The 23,227-nt window shown below is 63.1% G+C and carries 25 protein-coding genes; 15 read left to right on the top strand and 10 right to left on the bottom strand.

Features of this window, described 5'->3' with window-relative positions; translation table 11 throughout:
- Window positions 1–365: 365 nt before the first annotated feature.
- The 4 genes from ACE10X_RS31230 to ACE10X_RS31215 are packed head-to-tail and all read right to left on the bottom strand — an operon-like array spanning window position 366 to window position 5,198.
- Window positions 366–2,282 (bottom strand): NAD(P)/FAD-dependent oxidoreductase, encoded by a 1,917-nt coding sequence (locus tag ACE10X_RS31230; protein ID WP_304557684.1) that lies wholly within the window; start codon window positions 2,280–2,282, stop codon window positions 366–368.
- Window positions 2,279–3,064 carry an SDR family NAD(P)-dependent oxidoreductase gene (locus ACE10X_RS31225; RefSeq protein ID WP_304557685.1) on the bottom strand — a complete coding sequence of 262 codons (786 nt, stop codon included), beginning with the start codon at window positions 3,062–3,064 and terminating at the stop codon, window positions 2,279–2,281. The genes ACE10X_RS31230 and ACE10X_RS31225 overlap by 4 nt, the downstream gene beginning before the upstream one ends.
- Window positions 3,061–3,705 carry a TetR/AcrR family transcriptional regulator gene (locus tag ACE10X_RS31220; protein WP_038383493.1) on the bottom strand — a complete coding sequence of 215 codons (645 nt, stop codon included), beginning with the start codon at window positions 3,703–3,705 and terminating at the stop codon, window positions 3,061–3,063. The genes ACE10X_RS31225 and ACE10X_RS31220 overlap by 4 nt, the downstream gene beginning before the upstream one ends.
- A complete protein-coding gene (locus ACE10X_RS31215; protein WP_375763337.1) occupies window positions 3,702–5,198 on the bottom strand; it encodes an AMP-binding protein in 1,497 nt (498 codons plus the stop codon). Before ACE10X_RS31215 ends, ACE10X_RS31220 begins: the two co-directional genes overlap by 4 nt.
- Before the next feature lie 171 nt (window positions 5,199–5,369).
- Between ACE10X_RS31215 and ACE10X_RS31210 the strand changes: the two genes are divergently transcribed.
- From ACE10X_RS31210 to ACE10X_RS31165, 10 genes are all read left to right on the top strand, one after another.
- The gene (locus tag ACE10X_RS31210; protein WP_038383532.1) at window positions 5,370–6,629 is read left to right on the top strand and encodes an ABC transporter substrate-binding protein; all 1,260 of its coding nucleotides are present in this window, start codon (window positions 5,370–5,372) and stop codon (window positions 6,627–6,629) included.
- Window positions 6,630–6,727: 98 nt separating this feature from the next.
- Window positions 6,728–7,630 (top strand): branched-chain amino acid ABC transporter permease, encoded by a 903-nt coding sequence (locus tag ACE10X_RS31205; RefSeq protein WP_375763336.1) that lies wholly within the window; start codon window positions 6,728–6,730, stop codon window positions 7,628–7,630.
- The gene (locus ACE10X_RS31200) at window positions 7,627–8,655 is read left to right on the top strand and encodes a branched-chain amino acid ABC transporter permease (protein ID WP_038383496.1); all 1,029 of its coding nucleotides are present in this window, start codon (window positions 7,627–7,629) and stop codon (window positions 8,653–8,655) included. Before ACE10X_RS31205 ends, ACE10X_RS31200 begins: the two co-directional genes overlap by 4 nt.
- On the top strand, window positions 8,652–9,431 hold the full coding sequence (locus tag ACE10X_RS31195; RefSeq protein WP_038383497.1) for an SDR family NAD(P)-dependent oxidoreductase: 780 nt from the start codon (window positions 8,652–8,654) through the stop codon (window positions 9,429–9,431). Before ACE10X_RS31200 ends, ACE10X_RS31195 begins: the two co-directional genes overlap by 4 nt.
- 2 nt (window positions 9,432–9,433) lie before the next feature.
- Complete coding sequence (locus ACE10X_RS31190) at window positions 9,434–10,192, top strand: ABC transporter ATP-binding protein (RefSeq protein WP_375763335.1); 759 nt, start codon at window positions 9,434–9,436, stop codon at window positions 10,190–10,192.
- The gene (locus ACE10X_RS31185) at window positions 10,189–10,905 is read left to right on the top strand and encodes an ABC transporter ATP-binding protein (protein WP_038383499.1); all 717 of its coding nucleotides are present in this window, start codon (window positions 10,189–10,191) and stop codon (window positions 10,903–10,905) included. Before ACE10X_RS31190 ends, ACE10X_RS31185 begins: the two co-directional genes overlap by 4 nt.
- 109 nt (window positions 10,906–11,014) lie before the next feature.
- The gene (locus tag ACE10X_RS31180; RefSeq protein ID WP_375763334.1) at window positions 11,015–12,214 is read left to right on the top strand and encodes a CaiB/BaiF CoA transferase family protein; all 1,200 of its coding nucleotides are present in this window, start codon (window positions 11,015–11,017) and stop codon (window positions 12,212–12,214) included.
- Window positions 12,215–12,230: 16 nt separating this feature from the next.
- On the top strand, window positions 12,231–13,007 hold the full coding sequence (locus tag ACE10X_RS31175) for an enoyl-CoA hydratase/isomerase family protein (protein ID WP_038383501.1): 777 nt from the start codon (window positions 12,231–12,233) through the stop codon (window positions 13,005–13,007).
- Entirely contained in the window at window positions 13,008–13,463 is a 456-nt protein-coding gene (locus ACE10X_RS31170; protein ID WP_018272840.1) for a MaoC family dehydratase, read from the top strand.
- A gap of 3 nt (window positions 13,464–13,466) precedes the next feature.
- On the top strand, window positions 13,467–14,321 hold the full coding sequence (locus ACE10X_RS31165; protein WP_375763333.1) for an HpcH/HpaI aldolase/citrate lyase family protein: 855 nt from the start codon (window positions 13,467–13,469) through the stop codon (window positions 14,319–14,321).
- Between the two features lie 84 nt (window positions 14,322–14,405).
- Here ACE10X_RS31165 and ACE10X_RS31160 read toward each other — a convergent pair whose 3' ends face one another.
- The 3 genes from ACE10X_RS31160 to ACE10X_RS31150 form a co-directional block, all read right to left on the bottom strand.
- Window positions 14,406–15,557 carry an OpgC domain-containing protein gene (locus ACE10X_RS31160; RefSeq protein ID WP_375763332.1) on the bottom strand — a complete coding sequence of 384 codons (1,152 nt, stop codon included), beginning with the start codon at window positions 15,555–15,557 and terminating at the stop codon, window positions 14,406–14,408.
- A gap of 164 nt (window positions 15,558–15,721) precedes the next feature.
- Entirely contained in the window at window positions 15,722–15,997 is a 276-nt protein-coding gene (locus ACE10X_RS31155) for a hypothetical protein (protein WP_038383504.1), read from the bottom strand.
- Window positions 15,998–16,158: 161 nt separating this feature from the next.
- Window positions 16,159–16,797, bottom strand: coding sequence for an XRE family transcriptional regulator (locus tag ACE10X_RS31150; RefSeq protein ID WP_304496288.1), 639 nt, complete (start codon window positions 16,795–16,797; stop codon window positions 16,159–16,161).
- 128 nt (window positions 16,798–16,925) lie between these two features.
- On the opposite strand from ACE10X_RS31150, the gene ACE10X_RS31145 reads away from it, so the two are divergent.
- From ACE10X_RS31145 to ACE10X_RS31130, 4 genes are all read left to right on the top strand, one after another.
- The gene (locus tag ACE10X_RS31145) at window positions 16,926–17,486 is read left to right on the top strand and encodes a GcrA family cell cycle regulator (RefSeq protein WP_375763331.1); all 561 of its coding nucleotides are present in this window, start codon (window positions 16,926–16,928) and stop codon (window positions 17,484–17,486) included.
- Window positions 17,487–17,836: 350 nt separating this feature from the next.
- On the top strand, window positions 17,837–18,718 hold the full coding sequence (locus ACE10X_RS31140; RefSeq protein ID WP_375763330.1) for a recombinase family protein: 882 nt from the start codon (window positions 17,837–17,839) through the stop codon (window positions 18,716–18,718).
- A gap of 786 nt (window positions 18,719–19,504) precedes the next feature.
- Entirely contained in the window at window positions 19,505–19,927 is a 423-nt protein-coding gene (locus tag ACE10X_RS31135) for a GFA family protein (protein ID WP_375763329.1), read from the top strand.
- A gap of 289 nt (window positions 19,928–20,216) precedes the next feature.
- Window positions 20,217–21,479: a CaiB/BaiF CoA transferase family protein gene (locus ACE10X_RS31130; RefSeq protein WP_375764629.1), complete on the top strand. Its 1,263-nt coding sequence runs from the start codon at window positions 20,217–20,219 to the stop codon at window positions 21,477–21,479.
- Between the two features lie 248 nt (window positions 21,480–21,727).
- Here the strand turns inward: ACE10X_RS31130 and ACE10X_RS31125 are convergent, their stop codons facing one another.
- The gene (locus ACE10X_RS31125; RefSeq protein WP_016847356.1) at window positions 21,728–21,913 is read right to left on the bottom strand and encodes a hypothetical protein; all 186 of its coding nucleotides are present in this window, start codon (window positions 21,911–21,913) and stop codon (window positions 21,728–21,730) included.
- 25 nt (window positions 21,914–21,938) lie between these two features.
- On the opposite strand from ACE10X_RS31125, the gene ACE10X_RS31120 reads away from it, so the two are divergent.
- Window positions 21,939–22,121, top strand: a complete 183-nt coding sequence (locus ACE10X_RS31120; protein WP_016847357.1) for a hypothetical protein — start codon at window positions 21,939–21,941, stop codon at window positions 22,119–22,121.
- A 25-nt stretch (window positions 22,122–22,146) separates the two neighbouring features.
- Here ACE10X_RS31120 and ACE10X_RS31115 read toward each other — a convergent pair whose 3' ends face one another.
- On the bottom strand, window positions 22,147–22,467 hold the full coding sequence (locus ACE10X_RS31115) for a cupin domain-containing protein (RefSeq protein WP_375763328.1): 321 nt from the start codon (window positions 22,465–22,467) through the stop codon (window positions 22,147–22,149).
- Entirely contained in the window at window positions 22,464–23,204 is a 741-nt protein-coding gene (locus tag ACE10X_RS31110; protein WP_229188818.1) for a YqcI/YcgG family protein, read from the bottom strand. Before ACE10X_RS31110 ends, ACE10X_RS31115 begins: the two co-directional genes overlap by 4 nt.
- Between the last annotated feature and the right edge of the window lie 23 nt (window positions 23,205–23,227).

The following is a 23,227-nucleotide window of genomic DNA, read 5'->3' as shown; positions in this document are numbered from 1 at the left end:
AGGATCTCTGGTGTAGACCAGTGGTGTTTCGGGACCTAAAAGCGCGTGGCCTTTGCGCTCCTGTCCTGCGGATATGTTCAGATTGTCGGCAGTGCACGCGGCTAGCAGCTGCTGTTCGCCTCAACGTGCACCGAGACCTTGCCGCTGAGCAAGGTCGCTGGCTTGCGCCGGTGGCGTCATGCTCCTCTCCAAGAGGTGGGCCGACGGACATCTGTCCGCTTCTGCTGCCTGGCGGCCGATCCCATAATCGTCCGTCAATTCCTGCGACGCGAGGAGCGAACGCTCCAGCACCCCAACAGGTGCAGTCAGCGAAATGCTGCGGCAGTTATGGCGATCTGTCAAGTTAACGAGCGGGGTAATTCAGGTCAGGATTCCTGTCGCGACTTTCGATATTGGGTGAAATCCGGATCGTGCGTCATCTTCCAGTAGTCGACGAACCGCCACGGCATCGCCGAGAACACCCGGCCGCTTCTGTTGCGGTAGTAGGTCGTCATACCCGGATGCGTCCAGATCAGTTGCTCATGCTCGGCGTCGACGTCGCGGACATATGCGTCGTGCGCGTCGGGATGCACGTCGATCGCGGCGATGTCGTTCTCGATCATCTCGACAAGGCACGCGGAGATGTAGCGGCTCTGGCACTCCGACTGGAAGATCACGCTGCCGCCATGCGCAGGCCCCGAATTGGGGCCGAGCATCAGAAAGAGATTGGGGAAATCAGGTACGGTGAGGCCGAGATAGGCGGTCGGATTGTCGTCGCGCCACGCCTGCTTGAGATTCTTGCCGTCACGCCCGGTGATGTTGAGTCGTGCCGCCATCTCGGAGACCTTGAAGCCGGTCGAGATCACGATGACGTCGTGCTGCCGCGATGTGCCGTCGGCAGTGACGATTCCGTGCCGATCGAAATGGCCGATCTTGTCGGTGACCAGCTCGACATTCGGTTTGGTCAGCGTCTTGAACCAGTTGTTGTCGAGCAGGATGCGCTTGCCGTAAGGCGGATAGGTCGGCATGCATTTCTCGATCAGGTCGGGGCGATCCTTCAGCTCCGAGAGAATGAAGTCGGCGAGCTCCTGGCGATGCCGGTCGTTGCCCTTGTTGACGGCGCGGTCCGGATGCGGCCAGGTCGGATCCTTGCGCAGGAACGGCAGCAATCCGTCGCCGTAGCGCCAGAACATGTTGAAGCGATACCACTGCACATAGAACGGCAGATGCGCGAGCAGCCACTGCGCACCTTCGGTGATCGGATCGGAATAACCCTTCACCGGCCGCGCCCATTGCGCGGTGCGCTGGTAGACGGTGACTGAGGCGACGCGGTCGGCGATCGACGGCACCAGCTGCATCGCGGTTGCGCCGGTGCCGATCACGGCGACATGCCTGCCGTCGAGCTTGATGTCGTCGGACCACAGCGCCGAATGAACCTTCAGACCTGTGAAGGCCTCGTCTCCCTCAAAGCGGGCCGGCAGGGGATCATTGAGCTGACCGATCGCGCTGACCAGCGCGGTGGATTCAAAGGTTTCTTCGCCGCGAGCAGTCTTCAGCGTCGAGATCCAGCGTCGCTTGCCTTCGTCCCAGCGCGAGGCGACGAGCTCGGTATTGAGGCGGACGTGCTTGCGGATGTCGTATTCGCGCACGACCTTGAGCAGATAATCGAGCAGCTCCTGGCGCTGCGCGAAATAGCGGGTCCACGGATTGCGGGCGCCGAACGAGAAGGAATAGGAGTGGTTCGGCGTATCGACGCCGCAGCCGGGATAGCGGTTGACGTACCAGGTGCCGCCGATCTCGTCCTGCCTCTCGACAATCGTATAGGGGATGCCGAGCCGGCCGAGCGCGACGCCAAGCGCGATCGCGCAGACCCCGGCGCCGACGATCAGCGCGTGCTGCTGCGCCAGCTTCTCGCCGGAAGGGTGCTCGCGCCAGCGCGCGCCGCGCGGGACGAAGCCCATCTCCTCCCGCATCAGCGGGGCATATTCCGGCGCGACATTCTCGCCAAGCGTCGCGTGCATCATCCGCAGCATCAGCTCATTGCCGGGATCGGTGATGACGGGCTTGGGCGTGCCATGCGCGAACAGGTTCAGGACGGCTGCGCGGATCTCGTCCTGGACCGCCTTTGGTACGCCGGCGTCGGGATCCGGGATCAGGCGGACGTCGCGCTTCGGCTTGTAGGGCGGCTCGAGCCACTTCTCGTCGCCGGTCATGTGCACCAGCACCATCAGCAGCACGCGGATGTCGCCCTCGGCGATGGCGGAGGACAGATCGAGGTGTTTGCGCGGAAGCTCGATATTCATGCGTTGTCCTCAGCTGCGTGGGCTTCCGGCAGGCCGCCATAGGCGGCCCAGGTGGTGCCTGCGATGTAGCCGGCATCGACCGGCAGGTTGATGCCGGTGACGCCGCTGCTCCGCGGCGACAGCAGCCAGGCGATCGCCTGCGCCACTTCGATCGGCTCGACCAGCCGATTCAGCGCGGTCGGGCGCGCCAGCAGATCCTTGTTCAGGGCGCCCGATGCGATGCCGGCCTCGAGCGCGGCCGTGCGGGTGAAGCCGGGCGATACCGCGTTGACGCGGACGCCTGAACGTCCCCATTCGGCGGCGAGCGTCTGCGTGATCTGGATGACGCCCGCCTTCGCCGCGGTATAGGCGTGGATCGGGCCCGACGTCATGCCGGCCACCGAGGCGACGTTGACGATCGCGCCATGCCGCCGCTTCGCCATAGCGATGCCAACGCTGCGCGCGACCAGGAAGGTGCCGCGCAGGTCGATATTGACCTCGCGGTCCCATTGCTCCATCCGCACCCGTTCGATCGTGTGCATCTTGCCGAACACGCCGGCGGCGTTGACGAGGCCGCTGATCGGACCATGCGCGGTCTCGATATCGGCAATGCCCGCGACAACGGCGCTCTCGCTCGCGACGTCGAACGGCGCCGGCCACAGGACGGCGGCTGTTCCAACCAGCGGCTCGGGTGCGATGTCGACGATGACGACGCGATGCCCCTGATCGGCGAGCAGTGTCGCGGTCGCCGCGCCAATGCCGCGGCTGCCGCCTGTGACGAGGATGGTGCCCTCAGCGCTCATGATTCTCTTCCCTTGTCGCTGGTGGTGAACAGGCCGTGGGTGACCAGCTTTTGATAGGCCGTGATCACATAGTCGGGCACCGCGGTGACGCCGCGCTCGGAATAGGAATAGCGGCGGCTGAGATAACCGCGTGCGCCCATCAGCACCTGGACGATGGCCTCGAATTCCTCGTCGCTGAAGGCGTTGGTCGCACCCGTAGCTCGCGCGCGTTGCAGGATCCGCACATAGGCGCTCGAGATGTTGTCAAAATGCTTCTGGTAACCGATCGGCGCGAAGAATTCGGCTTCGTTAAGGATGCGCAGGAATTCCGGCACCTCGCGGATGAAATCGAAGAAGGCGCTAAAGCGCTCGACCTCCTGCCGGGCCTCGCTCGCGGTGCCGGTGCGCGCATGGATGAAGCGGACCATGTCGAGGCCGATCTTCGGCAGCAGCTGGTCGAGCAGCTCCTGGCGGTTCTCGAAATGATTGTAGAAGGTGCCCTGCGCGACGCCGGCGGCTTCGGTGATGCGCGCGACCGAGGCTTCGGCATAGCCGTATTTGCCGACGACCTTGGTCGCGGCGTCGAAGATCTTCTGCTTGGTCCAGGCGTTACGCTCGACCCGGTTGAGTTTTGTCACTTTGGCGGATGTCGCTTGCGTCATGCGGTGGCCTCGAGTTCGGCGCGGAGCACGCGTTTGAGCACCTTGCCGGATGGATTGCGCGGCAGGCTGTCGCGGATGACGAGCTGCCGCGGCACCTTGAAGCCGGCGAGCCGTGTCCGGCAGAAATCGGCGAGATCGGGCAGGTCGAGTTTGGCGTCGTCGGCCAGCACCACGATAGCGACCGGCTTCTCGCCCCAGCGCGCGTCCGGCAGGCCGATCACCGCGACCTCGCGCACTTCAGGCATTTCGTAGATGACGCGCTCGACCTCGGAGGAGGCGATGTTCTCGCCGCCGGAGATGATCATGTCCTTCTTGCGATCGGTCAGATAGAGGAAGCCGTCGTCGTCGAGATAGCCGACATCGCCGGTACGGAACCAGTCGCCGAAGAAGGCGGATGCGGTCTTCTCCGGATCCTTCCAGTAGCCCTGCGTGACCTTCGGGCCGCGCAGGCAGATCTCGCCGTTCTGGCCGGCCGGCAGGCGCTTGCCGGCATCGTCGCGGATCTCGATCTCGACATGGGCGATGGCGCGGCCGGTCGAGCCGATCTTCTCGATATCGCGGCCCGCGTCCATGAAGGTATCGCCGCCGCAGCTTTCGGTGAGGCCGTAGGCATCGATGTAGCGCGCGTTCTTGAAATAGTCCGAGAAGGCGCGGATGCGGAGCTCCGGCGTCTTCTCGCCGCCACCGATCGCCCATTGCAGGCTGGAGACGTCGTAGCGCTCGCGGTTCGGGCAGGTGAGGAGCGCCGTGGTCATGACCGGCGCGAACCATGCCGCGTTGAGTTTCTCCCGCTCGATCGCGGCGAGCGCCGGCTCGGGCTCGAAGGTGCGGTGAATGCATAGCATGCCGCCATGCCAGAGCACCGCGATGCCGGGCAGGTCGAGCGCGCCGACGTGATAGAGCGGGCCGACGACGAGCAGCCGCGTGTCGGCGTTGAGCCCGAGCACCAGGGTCTGGTCGGCGGACTTCCAGTAGATGTTCTCGTAAGTGAGCATCACTCCCTTGGGACGATCCGTCGTGCCCGAGGTGTACATCAGCCGCATCAGGTCGCGCGGCCGGCGCACATGGATCGGCGCCGGCGCGATGTCGGGCGCGAGGTTGGTGAGGCTGGACTGCGCGACCTCATCGAGCAGCACGACCGGCGCGCCGCCGGCGGCGATCGCGGCAAATTCGTCGTCGGCGACCAAGAGGCGCGCACCCGAATTGCCGACGATGTAGCCGACCTCATCGGCCGAGAGGCGATAGTTGATCGGCAGGAACACCGCGCCGATATGGCTCGTCGCGAACACCAGCTCGAGAAAGGCCGTGCTGTTCTTCATCAGCACGGCGACGACATCGCCGGGCGCGATCCCGCGCGCCGCGAGCCAGCCGCCGATCTGCCGGATCCGCAGATCAAAATCGGCGTAGGAGACGTCCTCGCCGCGATATTTCAGCGCACAGCGGTCCGGGGTCCGCCGGGCATGAAATGCGATGAAGCTGGAAAGGTTGATCATTTGCCGCTGGCGGGGCCGATTCCGGCACCGCTTTCTCCCTAGATGAATTATGAGTCGTAATTCATCTTTGGCTTGACGTCACCCCCCTTGCTCTGAAAACATTGTGGTCATGGAGACGAAACGATCTCCGGCAGGGATTTTGGGAACGCGAACCCGACAGGGAGGGGAATGATGAAGAGGACCCGGAAACCGGGCATCACCCGGCGCTCGACACTTGCGCTGATGGGCGCCGGTGCGGTGAGCTTTGCCGCGCCATGGGTGGCGCGCGCACAGGCCAAGACGATCAAGATCGGCATGCCGACCATTCTGTCGGGCCGCGTCGCGCAGCTCGGGACGTCCTCGCGCAACGCGGTGCTGCTGGAGGTCGAGAAGGTCAATGCAGCCGGCGGCCTTGCTGGACGGCAGATCGAAATGGTGATTCGCGACTCCAAGGGGCAGCCGCAGGAAGCCGCGCGCATCGCGCGCGAGCTCGTCAACACCGACGGCTGCGAGATGCTGCTTGACGGCGAAGCATCCTCGGGATCGTTCGCGGTTCACGAAGTGGCGCGCGATCTCGGCGTGCTCTGCATCCACACCTGCTCGGAAGCGTCATCGCTGACCGCCGATCCCAAGCAGCACATTCCGAACGCCTTCCGCTGCGTGCGGCAGGGCATTCATGACTCGATCGTCGGCGCCAGCTACGCGGCAGGGATCGCCAAGGCCAAGGGCCTGAAGAAATGGGCGACCTGTTCGCCCGACTACGCCTATGGCCGCGACACCACCGGCGAGTTCGTGCTGTACCTGAAGAAGTTCGCGCCCGACGTCGAGATCATCAGCGAGTCCTGGCCAAAGCTGTTCCAGCCCGATTACACCGAGGTGGTGACGAAGATCCTGCAGGCCAAGCCGCAGGCGCTCTATTCCTGCCTGTGGGGCGGCGATCTTACCTCCTACATCGACCAGGCCAACATCTACGCGATGTTTACCCAGATGGAGGTGTTCGCGGTCAACATGGCCGACTACACCGCGCTCACGGTGGTGAAGAACCTGCCCAAGGGCATCCACTCCGGCGACCGCTACATCAAGACATTCCCGCCGACGCCCGAAAATGCCGCCTGGGGCGACGCCTATAAGGCCAAGTACAACGAGTATCCGACCAACTGGTCGTGGCAGAACGCCACGGCGGTCATGTTCCTCAACGAGGCCGTCAAGAAGGCGAACTCCACCGACGGCAAGAAAGTCGCGGAGGCGCTCACCGGCCTCACGATCAAGTGCCCGTTCGGCGCCGACGGCACCGTCACCATGCGCGCCGACGACCACACGCTGGTCGGTTACGCCATCGGCTGGGGCACCACGATCCCGCAGGAGCCCTACGTGCCCGATGTGAAGGCCGGAGACTGGAAGACCATCTTCGAGCTCGAAGCCGAGTGGAAGAAGAGCAAGGGCTACACCTGACCCGCGTGTGCGGCGGAAGCGGCGATCTGCTGCCTCCGCCTCGCATCTGATGTTTGTCGCGCGCCGACGTTGCGGCCCGCCGTGATGGATGATTTTCCGTGGACCTCGACGCGCTCGCCAGTTGCCTCGCCAGCCCTGCTTGCCTGGTGACGCAAACCACCAGCGGCCTGATCATCGGCATGCTGCTGTTCCTTGTCGCCGTTGGGCTGACGCTGATCTTCGGCGTGCTCAAGGTGGTCAATTTCAGCCACGGCGCCTTCTATATGTTCGGCGCCTATTTCGCGATGACGGCCTATCAGCTCACCGACAGCTTCGCGCTGGCGATGCTGAGCGGCGCCGTCGGCACCGCGATCCTCGGCCTGATCTTCGAGCGCGTGTTCATGAGCCGGGTTTACGGCCGCGACGTGCTGATGCAGCTCCTGGTCTGCTACGCCTTCGTGCTGATCTTCGACGACGTCGTCCGCATGATCTGGGGGCCCGAATTCAGGTCGATGGGCATGCCGGCCGCGTTCCAGGTGCCGCCGCTGTTCATCGCCGGCGGCGTGGTACCGCCATATTATCTGCTCTTGATCGGGGTGGCGCTCGCCGCAGCCGTTGTTCTCGGTCTGGGGCTGGCGCGCTCCAGGATCGGCAAGGTGATCCGTGCGGCCGCGCATAATCCCGGAATGGTCTCGGCGCTCGGTATCAATACCGGGCTGATCTATGGCGGCGTATTCGCGCTCGGCGGCATGCTAGCGGGACTGGCGGGAGCGCTTGCTGCGCCGGTGCGCTCGCTGACACCGGGCATGGGGTTCTCGGTGCTGATCGAGTCCTTCATCGTCACCGTGATCGGCGGCATGGGTTCGATCCTCGGCGCGTTGATCGGCGCGCTTTTGATCGGCCTGATCCGCTCCTTCGGATCGCTCGGCTTCCCGCTGTTCACCGAGGGCTTGATGTATCTGTTCATGGTGGTCGTGCTGGTGTCGCGTCCGACCGGGCTGTTCGGCAAGGAGGTCGCATGACCGAATTGCAGGCCGGTCAGGGCACGCAGCCCCTCGATGTTGCCCGGATCGACGCCAGGCCGCAGCGTTACCGCGATGTGTTGATCGCGCTCGTGGCCTTTGTGCTGCTCGCGCTGCTGCCATTCATCTTCGGCAGCAAGCAGCTGCTCGACTTCGTGATCCGCTGCGCCGCCTACGGATTGTTCGCGACGTCGCTCAACCTTCTGGTCGGCTACACCGGACTGATCTCGTTCGGCCACGGCATGTTCTTCGGCCTCGGTGCCTATGGTTTCGGGCTGATGATGCAGAAGACCGGCGTGCCGATCCCGGTGGCCTTCGTCGCCACGCTGGCGATGACTCTGGTCGTCGCCGTCGTCATCGGCGCGATCTGCGTGCGGCTGAAGGAAATCTACTTTGCCTTCGTCACGCTGGCATTCCAGATGCTGATCCACTCGACCATCCTGTCGTGGCAGTCGTTGACCGGCGGCGACCAGGGCCTGCGCGGCGGGATTCCGCGGCCGCCGTTTCTCGGCATCGATCTGTCGAACCATCTGCATCTCTACATCACGAGCTGCGCCCTGCTGGTGATCGGCCTGCTGCTCATGCGCCAGATCGCGCAATCACCGTTCGGCTACACGCTGCGCATGATCCGCGACAACGCCACCCGGGCGAGCTTCATCGGCATCGATGTCTGGCGCGCCAAGCTGACGATCTTCGTGCTCGCCGCGCTGTTCGCCGCGACCGGCGGCATCATCATGGCGCTGTTCGTCTCCGGTGCCTATCCCGAATTTGCCTATTGGACGATCTCGGGCGAGGGCATCTTCATCAACATGCTCGGCGGCGTGACAACCTTCCTCGGACCGATGGTCGGCACGGTGCTGTTGCTGATCCTCAACGATACCGTTACCCGCCTGACCGAGTATCACGGCATCGTGCTCGGCATCGTGATCCTGTTCTTTGCCATTGGCCTGCGAAAGGGCCTGATGGACTTTGTCGTCGAATGGTTCGCGCAGCGTCGCGGAGAGGCCGGGGAGCGCGCGCCATGAGTGCACAGACGCGGATCAGTGTCGTTACCGGCGGCGCCAGCGGCATCGGCGCGGCGTGCGTGCGTGAGCTCGCAGCGGCCGGCGATCTCGTCGCCGTTCTCGACCGCGATCTCGCCAAGGCGCAGACGGTTGCGGCGGAAGTCGGTGGCAAGGCCTTTGCGGCCGACGTGGCGGACGAGCGCAGCGTCGAGGCCTGTGCGGCCGCGATCGAGCGCGACTGCGGCCCGGTCGCGGTGCTGGTCAACAGCGCCGGTATCATCCAGGTGCCGGTCCGGCCGCACGATCTGCCGATGACCTCCTGGGACGACGTCGTGCGCGTCGACCAGCGCGGCACCTATGTCGCCTGCGTTGCCTTTGCGCGGCAGATGATCGCGCGCAAGCGCGGCAGCATCGTCAACATCGCCTCGATTGCTGGCGTGCGCTCGATGCCGCTGCATGCCTATGCGCCCGCCAAGGCAGCGGTGATCGCCATCACCGAATGCCTCGCGGCCGAATGGGGGCCATCCGGCATCCGCGTCAATGCCGTTTCCCCTGGCTATACACTGACGCCGGCCTTGAAGAATGCCATCTCTCGCGGAGAGCGGGATGTCTCGGCGTTGGCTGCAAACGCAGCACTTCGTCGCCTTGTCGACCCCTCGGAAATCGGCCGCGTCGTCGCATTCCTGGCGTCCGATGCGGCCTCCGCGATGACCGGCGCTAACGTGCCGGTCGATTGCGGCTGGCTCGCCGGCACATCGTGGAGCACCTATGGCGGTCTGCGGGAGGCGAGCGGCTAGCCATGCTGGAGATTCGCGGACTCTCGAAATCCTTTGGCGGCGTCAAGGCGACCGACAACGTCTCGCTCGACTTCGCCGACGGTTCGCTCACCGCCGTGATCGGCCCCAACGGCGCCGGCAAGAGCACATTCTTCAACCTGATCACGGGCGCGCTGCGGCCGGACGCCGGGCAGATTTTGCTCGACGGCGTCGACATGGCGGGCAAGGCCCCGCCGGAGATCGTGCGCCATGGCATCGGCCGCGCCTTCCAGGTCGCGAGCATCTTCCCGTCGCTGACGGTGGAGGAGACGATGCTCGCTGCCGTCTGCGCCGATCAGCGCCGCGCCGGCGTGATGCATCGCCGGTTTCCGCTGGCCGAGACGCGCGACCGCGCCGAGCATGCGATGGAGCTGCTCGGCCTCGCCGGCAAGCGCAACCGGATCGCGGCGACGTTGTCGCACGGCGACCAGAAGCTGCTCGACATCGCGCTCGCACTGGTGCTCGAGCCCAAGGTGCTGCTGCTCGACGAGCCGACCGCGGGCATGGGCACCGAGGAGCGCTGGCGCATGATCGACAAGGTGCGTGAGCTCTGGGAGAAGCAGAAGATCACCGTGGTGTTCATCGAGCACGACATGGACATTGTGTTCAAGATCGCGCCCCAAATCGTCGTGCTGTGCTATGGCCGGATCCTGGCGACCGGAACGCCGGACGCGATTCGCAGGAATGATGCCGTGATCGAGGCCTATCTCGGCAGCGACGACCACGCGGGAGCGGTGGCATGAGCGCGCAGCCGGTGGTGCAGGTCGAGGATCTCGACGTCTATTATGGCACCAGCCAGATCCTGTTCGGCGTCGGCCTGTCGGTACGGCAGGGCGAGACCATGGCGCTGCTCGGCCGCAACGGCGCCGGCAAGTCGACCACCATGAAGGCCATCATGGGGCTGGCGCCGGCGCGCCGCGGCAAGGTGACCCTGCGTGGCCAGGTGGTCTCCGGAATGCGGCCGCATCACATCGCGCGGGCCGGGCTCGGCTTCGTGCCGGAAGACCGCCAGATCTTTCCCGAGCATACGGTGGAGGACAATCTCGTCATCGGCCAGAAGAAGGGACCTGATGGCGAGGACGAGTGGTCGATCCGCCGCGTCTATGACGTGTTCCCGCTGCTCGAGCCGCTGCGGCACCGGATCGCCGGAAGGTTATCCGGCGGCGAGCAGCAGATGCTGGCGATCGCCCGCACGCTGATGGGCAATCCGGTGCTGCTGCTGCTGGATGAGCCCAGCGAGGGGCTGGCGCCGATCATCGTGCAGCGCATCGGCGAGCTGCTGCGGCAGCTCCGCGGCACCGGTGCCACAGTATTGATCGCCGAGCAGAACATGCATTTTTGCCTTGGCCTTGCGAGCCACGCGACGGTTATCGACAAGGGACAGATCGTCTACACATCCTCCATCGAAGAGCTGAAGGCCAACGACAACATCCGGCAGCGCTATCTGGCGCTGTAGGGCATGGTCCGGAAAGGCGCGCAGCGGTTTTCCCTCGCGACAAGCGCGTAGCGCTTGCGCGGGGATCACGCCCAAAGGACAAGGCACTTCGACAGCGATGGGAGGACAAATGGCGGCCAAGCTGACGCCGACGCATGAAGCGCCGTATCGCGGGCTGAAGGTACTCGATTTCGGGCAGGGGATTGCCTCGCCCTATTGCGCGATGCTGCTCGGTGTCTACGGCGCCGACGTCATCAAGATCGAGCCGCCGGAGGGCGACTGGTCGCGCTATCTCGGCACGACCTACGGCAATCACACGACGCTGTCGGCGGTCTACAACCGCGGCAAGCGCAGCCTGTGCCTAGACATGAAGCACAAGGACGGGATCGCTATCGCGCAGCGGTTGGCGCGCGAGGCTGACGTCCTCATCGAAGGATTTCGCCCGGGTGTCGCAGAGCGGCTCGGGCTCGGCTATGAAGGCCTGTCGCGCGACAATCCCGGCCTGGTCTATCTGTCGGTCAGCGGCTTCGGGCAGAGCGGCCCGTACGCCAAGCGGCCCGGCTCGGATTCGGTCGCGCAGGCGTTCTCGGGGCTGGTCTCGGTCAATCTCGGCGCCGATGGTGTGCCGCATCGGGTCGGCACCACGATTTCCGACGTCGTCACCGGCGTCTATGCGTTCCAGGCCATCGCCACGACGCTGTTCGCGCGTGCCACCGTCGGCACCGGCCGCTGGATCGACGTCAATCTCTGCCAGTCGACGTCGGCGCTGCTCGGCCACAAGGTGGCGGAGTTCATTCTCGAGGGCGGCGCGCCGCGCGCGCTGAACGTTCCGGCCGGCACCTACCAGACCCCGGACGGCTGGATGATGGTCACCCTGGTGAACGAGCCGCAATACAAGCGGCTGTGCGGTGCGATCGGCCGTGAGGATCTCGCCGGCGATCCGCGTTTTGCCGACTTCGCCCGCCGCGCCGATGCGGCCGACGCGCTGATCCCGCAATTGCGCGAGGTGTTCCTGACCCAGGCGACGGATGCCTGGCTCGCGCGGCTGCATGCGGCCGATATCATCGCCGAGCGGATCCTCAATCCCGGCGAATGGCTGCGCAATGTCCATATCGAGGCGACCAGGGCGTCGGTGCGCCAGGACACACCCGGCGTCGGCGCGGTCTACACGCCACGCACGCCGGGGATCGCGAGCCTGTCCGAGGATCACCTTTGCCCCGCGCCTGACGTCGGGCAGGATAGCCGCGCCGTGCTGACGGAGGCCGGCTTCGGTTCCGCCGAGATCGACGGCCTGCTGCTGTCGGGCGCCGTGCGGCAGGCCAAGAGCTAACGGGAGGCAACACATCATGAGCACCGACCTCGTTCGTTACTCGGTCACCGACCAGATTGCGGAGATCGTGCTGGATCGCGCGCCGGTCAACGCACTCAGCATTCCCCTGATCGATGCGCTACTGGCGGCGCTGGCGAAAGCCCGCGATGACGACGCAGTGCGCGCCGTCGTCATCAGCAGCGCCCACAAGGTGTTTTGCGCCGGCCTCGATCTCGACATCGTTAGGGGCAAGCCCGCGATCGAGACCAAGACATTCCTCGAGCGGCTGTATTTCGCGCTGAACGATACGCAGTACCGCATGGGCAAGCCGACGATTGCGGCGATCGATGGAGCGGTGCGGGCCGGCGGCATGACGATCGCGATCTCCTGCGACATGATCGTCGCGGGCGACGGCTCGACCTTCGGCTATCCCGAGATCGATGTCGGCCTGATCCCGGCGATCCATTTCGTGCAGTTGCCGCGGTTGGTCGGAAAGCACCAGGCATTCGGCCCCCTGTTCCTTGGCGAGCCCTTCGATGCCGCGACCGCCTTTCGCATGGGGCTGCTCAGCGAGGTGGTGCCGAAGGGCACCGCGCTCGCGCGGGCCCGCGAGATCGCACGCAAGCTCGCGGCGAAATCGCCGATCGTGATGAAGATCGGCCGCGACGCCTTCATGCGCGCGGTCGATGCCGATTTCCGCCGCTCGGTGGAAAACACGGCGGAAAGTTTTGTTGTGATTGCATCGACGGAAGACTGTCAGGAAGGGCTGAATGCGTTCGTCGAGAAGCGGACGCCCAACTACAAGGGACGGTAAATGGCTGGACTGTATTTCGAGGAGTTCGAGGTCGGGCAGGAATTCCACCACGAGTTCAGCCGGACCGTGACCGAGATGGACAACACCATGTTCAGCCTCCTGACCATGAACCCGCAGCCGTTGCATATCGACGCGCATTTCTCCGAGAAGACCGAGTTCGGCCAGCGACTGTTCAACAGCCTTTATACGCTCGGCATCATGATCGGCATGAGCGTGTACGACACGACATTGGGAACCACCGTCGGCAATCTCGGCATGACCGACGTCAAGTTCCCCAAGCCGGTGTTCCATGGCGACACGCTGAAGGCGCACACCAGGATCATCGGCAAGCGCGCCAGCAAATCGCGGCCGACCCAGGGCATCGTCGAGTTCGAGCACACCATGACCAACCAGCGCGGCGAGGTGGTGGCCAGTTGCCGCCGTACTGGCCTGATGCACTGCAAGCCGAAGGCGTAAGCGATGCGATCGTTCCTGTTCGTTCCCGGCGACAGCACCCGGAAGTATGAAAGCGCGAAGAAGACCGCGGCCGATGCCTTGATCCTCGATCTCGAGGATTCCATCGCGTCGGACCAGAAGGTGGTCGCGCGCGGGATCACGCGCCAGATGCTCGATGTGCGCAACCCGGAGCAGAGGCTCTATATCCGCGTCAACGCACTCGACACCGACCTGACGCTCGGCGATCTCGCCGCCGTGATGCCCGGCAAGCCCGATGGAATCGTGCTGCCGAAATGCGCCGGCGCCGCCGACGTCAACAGGTTCGCGCTCTATCTCGACGCATTCGAGGCGGCCTCCGGTATCGCGCAGGGCACCACGCGGATCGTGACGGTCGCGACCGAGACCGCGCGGGCGGTGCTGAAAATCCTCGATTTCGAGAACATGAGCCCGCGGCTGTGGGGCATGATGTGGGGCGCGGAGGATCTCGCGGCCTCGCTCGGGGCAACGCGCAACCGCAGCGATGGTCGCTATCACTCGCCCTTCATCCTGGCGCGCGATCTCTGCCTGATCGGCGCGGCCGCCGCCGGCGTCGTCGCGATCGATACCATCGCGACCGACATCAACGATCTCGATGCCTTGAAGGCCGAGGCGATCGCGGCGCGGCAGGATGGCTTCCTTGCCAAAGCCGTGATCCATCCCAAGCATGTCGACGTCGTCAACGCGGCCTTCATGCCGACGGATGAAGAAATCGCATGGTCGGAGCGGGTGATCGCCGCGTTCGCCAATAACCCATCGGGGGTCGCCAAGATGGACGGCAAGATGCTCGACAAGCCGCATCTGCGCGCCGCCGAGAAGATCCTGGCGTCGCGCAGGAAATAGTCGGCAGGCCGGCCGGACACCGCCATGTTGCGCGATAGCGAGGTGCGGCTGCGGCGGTCGTGGGCGATCGACTAACCGCAGGAATCAGGAATGAGCGACGGCCGACTTACCGTCCTGCTGCTTTGACCACGAGACGTAGTAGGCGACGGCCGTCATCGCCGCGATGCCGGCGATGCTGACCGCGACCTGCCTTGCCAGTGAGTATGGGCCCGTAATCAGGATCAGGTGCGCAGCGAATGAGAGGAAGACGCCTGCACAGAACACGGCCAGCCATTCCTCGCCGCACTTGATGATCGGCTGCAAGGCGGGAGATCGCAGGTATTCCCAATCGCGCGGCACCAGCCAGGTGAACAGGAACGTCAGGGTCAGGAAGTGCAGAATGCGATGAGGCGCGACATCCTCCCGGTCGTTTGGCGGCAGCATATCGCTCAGCCCGCTCGGCATCATTTGCGCGAGTGCCGGGATATCGCTGCTCGAGACGATAGTCAGGGCGAACAGCAGATACAGCAACGCCATGGCGCGCAGCGCGGGAGCAGCCTGCATCGCGCGGATCGCGGGCGCATATCGCGCGCCGATCAGCGCGAGCCAGCCGCCCATCACGAACAGCAATTGCCAGCAGAACGGATTGAGGTACCAGTCTCCATACGGATATGACGACAGGTTCCAGTCGAGCAGCCGGCCGGCCGCATAGAGGGTCACGGATGCGACGACCGTCGCGTTCGGCACGTACAACAGCCCGAACACGATGATGGGCTGGAACGCCATCAAGGCAATGATGAGTTGCAGCACGTCGAGATTGAGCGGCTTGGCCTGCAGGAACAGGCCGTAGATCAACGTCCGGATTGGGTGATCGATGAAGCCGGTGATGTTGAACTCGCTGATGATCTCGGGCGCCGCGGTCCGCGTGGCGACATAGCTGATCAACTCGACATAGATCACGAACAGAACGATATAGGCGGCATAGAGCTGCCATACGCGCTTGAAGATGCGGGTTGCGGCCACCAAGAAGCCGCGTTCCAGCGTCATCCTGGCGTAGATGAGCGTCACTGCGTAGCCGCCCACGAATACAAAAAGGTCGGTTGCGCCGCTGAAGCCGAAGTTGCGCATGGTCAGCGCGCCGACGACGTTGTGCGGAATATGGTCCAGAAACAGAAACCAGTTTGCGATGCCAAGCAGCAGCGCGATCCTGAGATCGCCATCGGCTTTCGCGATCTCGGCGTTTGTTGTCGAAGTCATCTGAAGCTGAAATTTGCCGGCCCGAGAAACGAATCGCTAATCTAGAGGGAACCCGCGCCTGGTCCGAATAGACTTTGCGTGAACCCTATCTAGTCTGTTTCGGGTTCCGGCCAAGTGGCCGGCTCAAGAAAGATCACGTTTTCGCAATCACCCCGTGAGCGGTGTCAGACCGGCTCGTGTTTGCGCAGGTCGCGGGCATGATCCAGCGTATTGGCTTGCAGGTTTGCGCCGGTCACGGGGAGTTCCGGCAAGGCGGCCTCGGCCAGGAGATCGTCCGTGACATCCTCGACCGAACGCTCGGCAATCTCGTGAATGAAGCTGATGTTCGCATATTCTCCCGAGGCGATTCGTGAGACGACGTCGCGTCGTGTCATTTCGGGATCGACGATCGCCTCGCGGCCTCGGCGGCCATAGTCGATCATCACGACGAAATATTGCATTGCCTGATCGTTCGATGTTCTGACTGTCACTGTGTATTATTTCCGATAATCGGAAGTATGTCAAGGTGAATTGTAGAAAACCGAAACTCACGAATGCATGGCCGGACCGATTCGGCTCGAAGGCGTCCGAATCGGTCCGGCCGGTCCCTGAAGCAGCGCGGTTACTTTTCGGACGATCGCCCGCCCTGAGTCCGGGCAGATTTGCGACCCTTCGCCGCCGACTTGCCGCGCAGCCTTTCGATCTGGCCGCGGGGCAGGGTGACGCAGATTTCGCCGATCCATTCGAGCTTTACGCCGTTGATCGGCTTGGCATTAAAGCTCTTGAGGTTGACGGTGCCGGACGAACTCCCGCGTTCGATCGTCTTCAGATACCGCTCGCCGCTCTTCAGCCGGACCGCGGCTTCCTCTCCGTAGAAGCTCGACAGCGGATAGCGCTGCTCGCGATAAACCACGATGACGTCGCCGTTCTCGTATTTCGGCAGCATCGAATCGCCCGAGACCTCGAAAGCGACGGTCTCCTCCGTCACCGGGAACGGAAGCTCGATTTCGCCGAGACCCTCCGGCGGGACCTGCTCAAGCTCCGGCTGGATCGAGGCGCCGGCGCCGACCCGGCCCACGATCGGCACCGAATTCAGCTCCAAATACTCCATGATCGGGGCAATCTCGGATGCCTTGATCAACCTAATTCCCGACAGGATTTCGGAGACCGCCCCGGCCCGAACCCCCATCGCGCGGGCAAGCCCGCCTTTGCTCTTCCCGGTCTTTTCCAGTGCTCGTTCGATCAGTGCCGCGTCCAGCATGTTTCATCCTTTCCCAAGCCCGGACACACTATATCCGTTACGATTATCAGAAACAAGCTTGACTTTTTTCTTCGGAATATCGGAAGGTATGCGAGGCGCCGGCGGAATGACAGAAATGGGAATTTGGAATGAAAACGATGAACTGGCTGCCGGAGCATTCGGCAGCCTTGCAGGACCTCCGCGCCCGCGGCCTGTCATATTCGGAAATCGCTGACACGATCAACGCTAACTTCAAGACGGCCTATACACGCAACGCGGCGCTCAGCCGGGCGCAGCGCATGGGGTTGGCGGGCCTCGGAAGGCTCGAGCCGTCCCTGCCGGGGCACCTCGATCCGCCCAAATCGTCCCTGCCGGAGCTCCCAAAGATCGGGCGGCTGCATGAAGGGCGCGCCGAACCGACGCCCGATTTGCTTCGTCGGCCAAGGATATTCACTGAAACGGTGGAGATGCCGCAACTTCGTTGCGCCACGGTCGTGCCGCGGCATCTTTCGCTGCTCGACCTTAAGCCCGGAGACTGCCGCTATCCCTATGGCGGGGATAGCGACGGCGAGACAATGACCTCCTGCGGTCATCCGTGCCGGTCGGGCTCGAGCTACTGCACTCCGCATTTTCACCTGGGTCGCGATCCTGAGGCCACGGCGAGGCCGGTGTTGAGCGCCGCCTGGCTTCAAGCCATCGGGGCCGGTTGAGGCAATTCATCACCTGATCGACGGACATCGGTCCGCAACCGCGACCGCGCGGAAGCCTCCGCGCGCCCATCATCAGACATTTTGGAGGTTACCAATACCGCGAGCCAAGCGTCGGAAGCCATACGATCCCGCCGGAGCGCGCGAAGCGGTCAATGCGCGACGCGGATGGTCGTCTGTAAAAAAAAAAAGCCGTGACTGCACTAAAAGAGGCGGAAGGCGAGGGGGCTGCGGCTTAGGGGCCGATATGTCAGGTAAACTGCCTCTGACGTGATTAGCATCCTCAACCACGCTGACGAGGCTGCTGCGCTTTGTTATTGTTTTTGCGCAGAGAGAAGCGCGGGAGTAGCCTTATGGTACAAGCTCTCATTGTACACAAGGACCGGCTACCTCAGCCGCAAAAGATGCATCAAGCGGCACAATATGTCCGCATGTCCACCGACTACCAGAAATACTCTATCGAAAATCAGGCGGTGGTTATCGCGGCCTATGCCGAGCTTCATAAACTCACGATCGTGCGCACCTATCGCGATGAGGGCGAAAGCGGCCTAAAGATCGAGAATCGAACTGGCTTGACCGAACTGATTGACGATGTTCAGTCCGGTCGAATTGAGTTTGGTCATTTGCTGGTATTTGACGTCAGTCGATGGGGGCGCTTTCAGGACGTTGATGAGAGCGCGCATTACGAGTTCATATGTCGAAAGGCCGGCGTCAAGGTTGCCTATTGCGCCGAGCAATTCGACAACGACGGCAGTCTCCTTTCGAGCATAGTTAAGAATATCAAAAGGGTCATGGCGGCAGAGTTCAGCCAAGACCGCTTCGACAAGCTTGACGCGCACAGAAAGTGGGTCAATTTCCACCTCGAAAATGCCAACCGTCTTCGCGAAGCCTTTGAGGATGTGGGTAGGCGCGCCACACTTGATCAGTCGACCGAATGTTTGCGGATAGATAACGCCGTGAATATCTGCTTCCGATTGGCCAAATGGCGCAAGTATGGGCGCCAGCCGCCGCGCTGGGCGATGGTTGGTCGCGTGGCATTGCAAAAGGGATGGGTCGTCGCGCTAAGGATGGGTGAGAACAACGAGGCGGTCCTGGATTATCTATTATTGCCGTCGGCGTCACTTTCGTTCAAAAGCCACGTATTCTCTTTTTCTGAGGACACACGCGCGGCCTACAAAATCGAGCGCTTTCAGACTTTCGAGGCGCTGTCTCGATCGCTCGTAGAGCGCGTCTGAGCGAGCAAGACAAAGCAGACAAAAAAGAGCTGGAGCGGCCAGGTACCGCTCGACTGAGCAACGTTGTGCGCACCTACACTCACCACGATGATGACCATGAGCAGCGGCCTCGCTTACGAGACCACTGCTCTGGCATGTACGCTCGCAAGCCCCCCGATTCTTTTGCCAAGATAGTCCGAAGGTCCATTGTGATCGACGTCAGTAACAATGCGCGGATTGTCTTGGTCGCCCCAGCCCTGCTGCCAAGAAAGACCATTGAGCGCCGGAGGACCGAGAGCTAGCTAAGTATTTGAGTATGAAAGGATGATATCTGAACTCGGAAACGAGCTTCCAGATGTCGATGGCGGCCTGCGGCGCGAGCCGATCACCGAGGGGCGGCGCCAGACGACGCGACGGCAAGCAGGGTTCCGGTGAAGGACCGTCCACGCTGATCTGACGCGGTTTGCCGCGCAGGAATCCGTCACGGCAGCAACTCATCGCATGACTGTGCCTTGCCTCACACTGAACTCCTTCCTTGTGTGCGGTCGAGGTTGGGCCCGGCCAGGCTGTGTCGAAGATGGTCGACAGCGGCGCGGACTCTCATGTAACTTCCGTCGCGTCGACGACCTGCCTGCATTCGAAGCCTCTCGCGCAGGGAAGGGTCTGGTACGTCCATGCAAGGGATTCGCCGCGGCTACGCACCTGTCTACATCGTCTCTGCATCACGAACACCACGAGCAACGTGGATCGATGCCGACGCGGAGCCCAATCTAAATAACTCAAAATAACCCAAGGGAGAAAAGACCGATGAATCACACTGGAAACTGCTTTTGTGGCGCCGTCGAACTCAAGGTCAGCGGGGAGCCTGAGGCAATGGGCTATTGCCACTGCCGTTCATGCCGTTCCTGGTCCGGTGGCCCGGTGAATGCGTTCAGCCTCTGGAAGCCCGACGCGGTCGAGGTCACCAAGGGCGCCGACCACATCGCGACATTCGAGAAGACCGCGATGAGCCAGCGCAAATATTGCACAAAGTGCGGCGGTCACCTGATGACCAACCACCCGACGCTCGGGCTCGTCGACGTGTTCACCGCAACGATCCCGACGCTGAAATTCAGCCCAGGCGTTCACGTCAACTATTCCGAGGCAGTGCTGCAGATACGCGACGGCCTGCCGAAGTTGAAGGATTTTCCGGCTGAGTTCGGCGGCTCCGGCGAAATGATCGCCGAATAGCTCGAAGGCTCCCCATCACGAAAGCGGGTGGCGGCGTGCCGCCACCCGCCTGCGTATGGGCTCCGCGCCCCATAGTTCGGTATCCGGCAGGCTTGCTTCGTATGCGAGGGGGCCGACCATCTCGGCGGCCGTCGGGTCGTCTTTGGCCATTGACAGCCATGTCGGACGAAGGTCCCGCCCTGCAAAATCCGGGTTTGGTTTTGCTGACGAGCTTCCGCTAAAAGGCGAGCAGTGCCGGTCTTGGCAGGGACCGTCGTATTTCGCCTGATAAAATAAGAGGAAGCGTCAGATCATGACCAGACCAGAATTGCCAGGGCGCACGCCGCGCGGGGAGGGAGTTCCGACGGCGCTCGACGGCCTGCTGGTCGTCGACTTCACCCGCGTCGTGGCCGGCCCGGCCTGCACACAAACGCTGGCCGACTTCGGGGCCGAAGTCATCAAGATCGAGAATCCGGACGGCGGTGATGACACGCGCGCCTATGAGCACGCCGAAATCGGCGGGGAGAGCGCGGCGTATCTGAGCCTCAACCGCAACAAGCGTGGCATTGCGCTCGATTTCAACAATCCGGCCGCGCTCGAGGTCGCGCGCGCGTTGATCGCCAAGGCCGACGTCGTGGTGGAGAATTTCTCCGGCGGCGTGATGAAGAAATTCGGTCTCGATTATGCGTCGGTGGCGCCGACCAACCCGCGGCTGATTTATTGCTCGATCTCCGCCTACGGCCGCAAAGGCGATTTCGCGCTGCGCCCGGGCTTCGACCCGATCACGCAGGCCGAAAGCGGCTTCATGTCGCTCAACGGCTTTCCGGATGGCGAGCCGGTGCGCACCGGGCCGCCGATCGTCGACATGGCAACGGGCATGTCGGCCTGCAACGCCATCCTGCTGGCACTGATTGCGCGCGATCGGCTCGGTCGCGGTCAGCAGGTCGAGGTCGCATTGATCGACACCGCGGTGTCAATGACCGGCTTCTACGGCATGGCCTATCTTATCAACGGCAACAATCCCGGCCGTTTCGGCAACTCTCCGAACGGTTCGCCGACCGTCGGCGTCTACCGGGCGTCCGATGGTCCGCTCTACATGGCCTGCGCCAATGACCGGCTGTATCGCCGGCTCGTCACCGACGTGCTGGAACGTCCGGATCTCGTCACCGATCCCGAGTTTGCTCACCGCAAGGCGCGCACGGCCAACAAGGAGAAGCTGCGCGCGATCATTGCCAGCGTGTTTGCGGGCGACACGCTCGAGAACTGGATGGCGAAGATGAAGAAGGCCAACATTCCGGTTGGCTATCTGCGGACGGTCGAGGAGGGTTTCAACGCGCCCGAGGTGCGCGACCGGCATCGCCTGAGCAGCATTGCGCATCCAACCGCCGGCTCGGTTCCGAACATCGAGTCGCCGGTCAATATGAGCCTGACGCCGACCGTTGATCCTGTTGCGGCTCCGCTGCTCGGTCAGCATACGAAGGATGTATTGAGCAAGACGCTCGGCTACGACGACCGGCGCATCGCCGCGCTGGCCGAGGCCGGCGCGTTCGGCAAGGCAGGCAACACCGGCTAGGGCCTTTTCCGTTCCGGTGGAATCGGAACGGGCTCTGGAGTCTAGTTTAGACGCGTTTGCTTGACGCGAACCGGTATCCGCTTCGCTCGAAAACGCTCCAGCGTGCTCGGCCTGCACAAAAGATCAACTATTCGCAAAACAACCTGACGGCAGGCGAGAGGAAAGCCTCTCGCCTGGCGAGATATCTTTCAGGCGTCGCAGGCTCCGGCACGTCGCCAGCGGCCCGGGATCTGGTCCGTTTCGGGAACTCAGTTCGGCTTGCTGCGCAAGTTGTTCCTTGGCATACTTTCAACTTCCTCGGGCTCCGCCCGATCAATCTCGAGGCGTGCCATCCGGAGGATGAGGGTTGCCGTGGTCAGGCCGAGGCGTTCGGCCTCTTGTGCTGCGGTGTCGACCTTCTGGGCCAAGCCTTCACGTTTACCTGGGTATGCCATTCGTAATCCTCACTTAAGGTGCGAGATGAAAAATCCCACATACGTTGCAGAGCTGCAGAAGAAGCTCGGAGCTCCATCGAGCGAAACACTGGAAAGCCTGCGACTGTTGAAGGCGTTCCTTCGACTTGCGCCCGACCAGCGTTCCGAGGTCATCGAGCTGGTCGAACGTTTGGCGGTTGAGCCGCCGCGCGATCCCTCACTGTCCTGAGGTGCTCGCAAATCCTTCCTGTGCGTCAGTTGTTCATCGGCTTGGCGGGTGTTTGTGTCGCGATCACGTAGATTGCGCCGCCCTCGAGCGCTTCGGATTGATGCCGGGTGCCGGCTGGCAGCAGGATGGTATCGCCGGCGCCGACTACGCGCTCGCCGCCATCCCAGGTGAAGTTCAGCCGGCCGCTGATGATCATCAGGATCTCGTCGACCGGATGGGTATGAAACTGATGCACCTTGCCGGCTGCATCATGCTGCAGCTCGACCGAGCCCTGGGCCGGGAGCAGGTCCAGGATCTCCGTGTCGATGGCAAATTCAGTCTTCGTGCCTGCGATGATCTGGGTCATGCTGCCTGCTCCTTGTTCGCGATCGGTGGCGTCTTGTTTTGTGCGAGCTTGGCGAAGGGGCAGCCCGAGCTCGCATTGTTGTCGTCGTGCAGGAAGTACTGCAGATACTCGCGGCCGTCGGTTGCGCCGTAGCGGCCAAGAAGCGGAGAGGGGCTCGCGCTGTCGTACGGGATTAGGCGCTTACGCACCTCCGCGAACGCGGCGTTCGCAGCCTTCTCAGTCCCGAGGATCTTCTCGAACACCCAGCGCGGCTGGAACGTGAGCATGAAGGCGCTGGACCGGCGGCTCTGCCGCATCACATGCGCGGGCGTCGTGCAGACCACAAAGATCGGCTCGCCCGCAAACGAGAACTCCCACATCGGGTGGTCGATCTGTTCCGGAATCTCTGATGGCCACGGGTTCTTGTCCAGCCGCGCGAGCTGATCGAGCGTCAGCCACATCTTGCGATAATAGGCATCGAGCGTCTGTACCGGGCGCGGCCGCGTGAATACGATCAACGAGGTGTTGGGACCGAACGAGCGCGCCTGCGAGACATATTGTCCGAGTTGCTCGCCCAGCACCGCCACATCATAGGGATCGAGAAAAAGGTAGCGGAGCTGATCCTGGCGATGTCCGGTCACGCCGAACACGCAAGGGAACGGCCTTGCCTCGCTGCTCATCTGCGCTTCAAACTCGGAGAACATCACGCTCTGCCAGCTGCTGACCGGAAAGTTTGACGCGACTTCGCCTTTTCTCAAGAACAAGCGCTCCATAACACCCC

Source organism: Bradyrhizobium sp. Pha-3, assembly GCF_042258325.1.
Lineage (GTDB): Bacteria > Pseudomonadota > Alphaproteobacteria > Rhizobiales > Xanthobacteraceae > Bradyrhizobium > Bradyrhizobium elkanii.
This window is presented reverse-complemented; position numbering and strand designations above follow the sequence as displayed.